Source organism: Saccharomonospora iraqiensis subsp. paurometabolica YIM 90007, from assembly GCF_000231035.2.
In the GTDB taxonomy this organism is placed as follows: Bacteria; Actinomycetota; Actinomycetes; order Mycobacteriales; family Pseudonocardiaceae; genus Saccharomonospora; species Saccharomonospora paurometabolica.
The window spans coordinates 61,113-66,681 of record NZ_KI912247.1 but is presented as its reverse complement, the minus strand read 5'-3'; the positions used below and the strand labels follow the sequence as shown (position 1 = coordinate 66,681).

The following is a 5,569-nucleotide window of genomic DNA, read 5'->3' as shown; positions in this document are numbered from 1 at the left end:
CACCCGACGGGTTCGGGCGGTGGGGGCACGGCGGCGGCCGCACGGTGGCCGAGCAGGCCACCCCCGGCGAGCAGGACGAACACACCCAGCACACCGACCACCGCCGCGATGACGGCACCCGGTGTGCCGGGCATCGCGAGTACGGCGGCACCCGCCAGCACCCCGACCGCGCCGCCGACCATCGTGGGCAACCCCGCGACCCGGTTGGCCACCCGGAACGCCTCGTCACTGCGCATGGTGGCGTCGGTGCGCACCCCCGCACGGCGGGAACGGGGCAACTTCTCCCGCCAGCCGAGGTAACCACCCCAGCCGACGAGGACACCGAGGAGCGCGGGGATCAGGGCGAGCGCGATCACGCGGTCAGGATACGTTCCGGCGCCGGGGCGACGGGGGCGCGCCTCGGGTGCCGTCGGCCACGTCCCGGACCCCGGACGACGAGGGCCTTCGGCGAACACCGTGGTCGGACGGGATACCATCGGTGTCAATGACGACGCTGACCAGAGCGACGACGGTCGACCCGCTCCTTGGTGGGCCGCGCTGAGACGGGACTCCCGGACAGCGCGGCGAGACCCCTCACGCCCACGGGCTGAGGGGTCGCGTTGTCTCTGCGGCAGGACACAGGAGGATCGGCGATGACGGACGGCACGGAGACGACTCCGGCGCACCGCTACACGGCGGAGCTGGCGGAGCGGATCGAGAAGCGCTGGCAGGAGCACTGGTCCGCCCACGGGACGTACCACGCGGCGAACCCGGCCGGCCCGCTCGCCGACGACAGCAGGCCGCTGCCCTCGGACAAGCTGTTCGTGCAGGACATGTTCCCGTACCCGTCGGGTGCGGGCCTGCACGTCGGCCACCCGCTCGGGTTCATCGGCACCGACGTGTTCGCCCGGTACAACCGGATGATCGGCCGCAACGTGCTGCACACGATGGGCTTCGACGCCTTCGGGCTGCCCGCCGAGCAGTACGCCGTGCAGACGGGCACGCACCCCCGCACCACCACCGAGGCGAACATCGAGCGGTACCTGAGCCAGATCCAGCGGCTCGGGTTCGGCCACGACGAGCGCAGGCGGATCGCCACCACCGACATCGAGTACTACCGGTGGACCCAGTGGATCTTCCTGCAGATCTTCAACTCCTGGTACGACACCGACCAGGACCGGGCCCGTCCGATCGCGGAGCTGGAGCGCGCCTTCGCCGCGGGCGAGCGCGCCACGCCGGACGGCCGTGCCTGGGGCGAACTCTCCCGCGCCGAGCAGCGGGAGATCATCGACGCGCACCGGTTGGTGTATCTCTCGGACGCGCCGGTCAACTGGGCTCCCGGCCTGGGCACGGTGGTGGCGAACGAGGAGGTCACCGCCGACGGGCGCAGCGAGCGCGGCAACTTCCCGGTGTTCCGCAAGAACCTGAGGCAGTGGATGATGCGGATCACCGCCTACGCGGACCGGCTCGTCGACGACCTGGACCGGCTGGACTGGCCGGACAAGATCAAGTCGATGCAGCGGAACTGGATCGGCCGGTCGCGGGGGGCGAACGTCCGGTTCCGGGCGGGCGCGCACTCCCTCGAGGTCTTCACCACCCGCCCGGACACCCTGTTCGGCGCCACCTACATGGTGCTGGCGCCGGAGCACCCGCTGGTGGACGAGCTGACGCCCGCCGAGTGGCCGGCGGACGTGGACGGGCGCTGGACCGGCGGGGCGGCGACCCCGCCGGAGGCGATCGCCGCCTACCGGGAGCAGGCCGCCCGCAAGTCGGAACTGGACCGGCAGGAGAGCAAAGACAAGACCGGGGTGTTCACCGGGTCGTACGCCGTCAACCCGGCCAACGACGCGCGCATCCCGGTGTTCGTGGCCGACTACGTGCTGATGGGCTACGGCACCGGGGCCATCATGGCGGTGCCCGGCCAGGACCAGCGCGACTGGGACTTCGCGACGGCCTTCGGGCTGGACATCGTGCGGACCGTGCAGCCGCCCGAGGACTTCGACGGGCAGGCCTACACCGGGGACGGGCCGGCGATCAACTCGTCGAACGCGGACCTCACGCTCAACGGGATGGGCGTCGAGGACGCCAAGAAGACGATGATCGAGTGGCTGGAGGGACACGGCCACGGCGAGGGCAGTGTGCAGTACAAGCTGCGCGACTGGCTGTTCGCCCGCCAGCGCTACTGGGGCGAGCCGTTCCCGATCGTCTACGACGAGGCCGGGACGCCGATCCCGCTGCCCGAGGACCAGCTGCCCGTCGAGCTGCCGGACGTGCCGGACTACTCGCCGACCACGTTCGATCCGGAGGATGCCGACAGCGAACCGGAGCCGCCGCTGTCCAAGGCGACCGACTGGGTGAACGTCACCCTCGACCTGGGCGACGGCCCGAAGAGCTACCGCCGGGACACCAACGTGATGCCGCAGTGGGCGGGCTCGTGCTGGTACCAGCTGCGCTACATCGACCCGACGAACACCGAGCGGTTCGTCGACGCGGAGAACGAGCGGTACTGGATGGGCCCACGGCCCGCCGAGCACGGCGTGGACGACCCGGGCGGGCTGGACCTGTACATGGGCGGTGTGGAGCACGCGGTGCTGCACCTGCTGTACGCGCGGTTCTGGCACAAGGTGCTCTACGACCTGGGCCACGTCTCCTCCGAGGAGCCGTACCGCAGGCTGGTCAACCAGGGCTACATCCAGGCCTACGCCTACACCGACTCCCGCGGGTTCTACGTGCCCGCGGACGAGGTGACCGAGGAGAACGGCCGGTTCTTCCACAACGGCGAGGAGGTCACCCAGGAGTACGGCAAGATGGGCAAGAGCCTCAAGAACGTCGTCACGCCGGACGACATGGCGCGGGACTACGGCGCCGACACGTTCCGGTTCTACGAGATGGCGATGGGGCCGCTGGAGGATTCCCGGCCGTGGGCGACCAAGGACGTCGTCGGGGCACAACGCTTCCTGCAGCGGCTGTGGCGGCTGGTCGTGGACGAGGCGAGCGGCGAGGTGCGGGTCGACGGGGCGGAGCCGACCGAGCAGGACCTGCGGCAGCTGCACCGCACGATCGCCGGGGTGCGGGAGGACTACGCCGAGCTGCGGTTCAACACCGCGGGCGCCAAGCTGATCGAGCTGAACAACTACGTCACCAAGACGTACGGCTCGGCGGCGGCGACGCCGCGGGCGCTGGCGGAGCCGCTGGTGCTGATGCTGGCGCCGATGTGCCCGCATCTGGCCGAGGAGCTGTGGCACCGGCTGGGTCACCCGGACTCGCTGGTGCACGGGCCGTTCCCGGTGCCGGACGAGCAGTACCTGGTCGACGAGACGGTGGAGTACCCGATCCAGGTCAACGGCAAGGTCCGGTCCCGGGTGGTGGTCGCCGCCGACGCCGACCAGGAGGCGATCCGCAAGGCCGCACTGGCCGAGGAGAAGATCGCCGCCCTCCTCGGCGACGCCGAACCCCGCAAGGTCATCGTCGTCCCCAACCGCCTGGTCAACATCGTCAAGTGACCCGTCTCCCGCCCCCGGGTGGTGCCGTGAAGGACCCCTTGCCTGCGTTGAGTGCCGTGAAGGACTCCTTCACTGCGTCACATGCAGCGAAGGAGTCCTTCACGGCACCACCCCGGTGACCACCCGGTCAGGGGAGGCCGACGTCGAGGCCGATCTCGCGGGCGAGGTCGGCGAGGACGGAGTCGAAGAGGGCGTCGGGTTTGGCGACGGGGATCGGGTAGTTGCCGAAGACCTCGAGGGTGACGTGGCCGTAGATGCGCGCCCAGAACTGCATCATCAGGTAGGTGGTGCCGAGGGTGAACCGGTCGGCGGTCACGGCCAGCCCCGAGTCGGACAGCACCGACAGCAGGGAGTCGCGGTAGGCGGCGAGGTCGTCGCGCAGCTCGGGCGGCACGACGTCGTCACCCGGGGCGGCGATCTGGTGCGCCGTGAGCACCCGGCCCGCGGCGACGAGGAAGGCGTGCCCGAGGGGTTCGCTGACGTGGTTCAGCGTGGCCACACTGCTCCGCCCGGTCCCGATCTCCCCGGTGGGTGAGGCGAAGACCAGGGTGAACTCGTTGGTGTGGGTCAGCGCCCACTGCCGGAACCCCCGGCAGATGGCGAACAACCGGCGTGGCCCGTCGCCGGGAAGCGACGCGGTCTCCGAGGCGAGCTCGGCGCCGAGGTCGGTGACGATGTCGCGCCGCAGGTATTCGACCAGATCGTCGCGGGAGCCGTAGTAGCGGTAGAGGGCCGGAGCCGTGATGCCCAGTTCGCGGGCGATGGCGCGGAGAGTGACGGCCTCCGGCCCGTGCTCGACGAGCAGGGTCCGCGCGGTCCGGCGGATCTCCCGGTCGGTGGCCGCGCGTTCCCGGTTCCGCCGTGCAGGCTTGCTCATCCCATCCCGCTCCGCCACAGACGTCGAAGACGTCCCGGACAACCGGACCTCGCCGACGTCGTCGTCTCCGCTTTCGTCGCCGTCGCACCCGTTCGGTCCCGAGGCGAACCCGGAGAGTGTACGCGAACGGCACAGCCCGCACTGTGAGCACGCCCACACGGGTGATGGTCGGCGCGTGCGGGACGGGCCGGGCGCCGCCGGCACCGATCACTCGGGGGGCTACGTGACCGATGCCGGCGACTCGATGCCCGACCGGTGCGGTGACCGGTGGACACAGGCCGCACACAGGCGGTGCTCCCAGTGAAGAGCTCTCCGTGTCACCACGGTGACGCCATCCACCAAATCTCACCCTAATGAGTGACATCCACGCGAGCATCATCGGGTGTTGTTCGCGTAGTGATGGAAGCTACAAAGGATTTCACGTCCGCACAACTCGAAACGCACACGGGTGCACACCGAGCGCACGGACCGCCGGTCCGGTCCGCCGCGGACCCCGGTGCTCCCACCCGGTCCGTGGCAGTCTGGCGGCGTGGAAGCGCGCGTGCTGGTCGTCGGTTCGGCCAACGTCGATCTCGTGGTCCCGGCCCGGCGCCGTCCCGGGGCCGGGGAGACCGTGCTCGGAGGCGACACGGTGATCCACCCCGGTGGAAAGGGCGCCAACGCGGCCGTCGCCGCCGCGCGTCTGGGGGCGGACGTCGCACTGCTCGGGGCGGTCGGCGCCGACGAGCACGGCCGGCAGCTGCGCACGTCCCTGGAGCGCTCGGGGGTGGACCTCTCGGCCGTCCGCCGCGTCCACGACCGCCCCACGGGAGTGGCGTATATCACAGTGACGCCGGACGGCGAGAACTCGATCCTGGTCTCCCCGGGAGCCAACGAGGCACTGCGTCCCGCCGACGTCGACGAGGCGCTCCCCGGCGCGCAGCTGATGGTGGTGTCGATGGAGATCCCCCTCGAGACCGTCGAGCACGCTCTCCGCGCGGCCGCGAGGGCGGGTGTCCCGACGGTCCTCAACCTCTCCTCGGTCGCGGAGTTGGGGGGTGCGGCACTGGGCGCGGTCGACGTCCTGCTGGTCAACGAGCACGAGGCCGCGTGGCTGCTCGGTTCCGCCCCGGGTGACCGGGCACCGGAGGCGCCGGAGGTGCGCGGCGCCGACCCCGGCGGACTCCTCGACCTCGGCCCACGGGCCGCGGTGGTGACCTCCGGTGCGGGC

The 5,569-nt window shown here is 71.1% G+C and carries 4 protein-coding genes; 2 read left to right on the top strand and 2 right to left on the bottom strand.

Annotated elements, in window-relative coordinates; genetic code table 11:
- The coding region (locus SACPADRAFT_RS27840) for an SdpI family protein (RefSeq protein ID WP_040924389.1) at positions 1 to 356 on the bottom strand (356 nt) is incomplete at its 3' end.
- 276 nt (positions 357 to 632) lie between these two features.
- Between SACPADRAFT_RS27840 and leuS the strand changes: the two genes are divergently transcribed.
- Positions 633 to 3,482 (top strand): leucine--tRNA ligase, encoded by a 2,850-nt coding sequence (leuS, locus tag SACPADRAFT_RS0214555; protein WP_007026260.1) that lies wholly within the window; start codon positions 633 to 635, stop codon positions 3,480 to 3,482.
- 127 nt (positions 3,483 to 3,609) lie between these two features.
- Here the strand turns inward: leuS and SACPADRAFT_RS0214550 are convergent, their stop codons facing one another.
- Positions 3,610 to 4,359, bottom strand: coding sequence for a TetR/AcrR family transcriptional regulator (locus SACPADRAFT_RS0214550; protein WP_007026259.1), 750 nt, complete (start codon positions 4,357 to 4,359; stop codon positions 3,610 to 3,612).
- Between the two features lie 529 nt (positions 4,360 to 4,888).
- On the opposite strand from SACPADRAFT_RS0214550, the gene SACPADRAFT_RS27835 reads away from it, so the two are divergent.
- The coding region (locus tag SACPADRAFT_RS27835; protein WP_040924413.1) for a PfkB family carbohydrate kinase at positions 4,889 to 5,569 on the top strand (681 nt) is incomplete at its 3' end.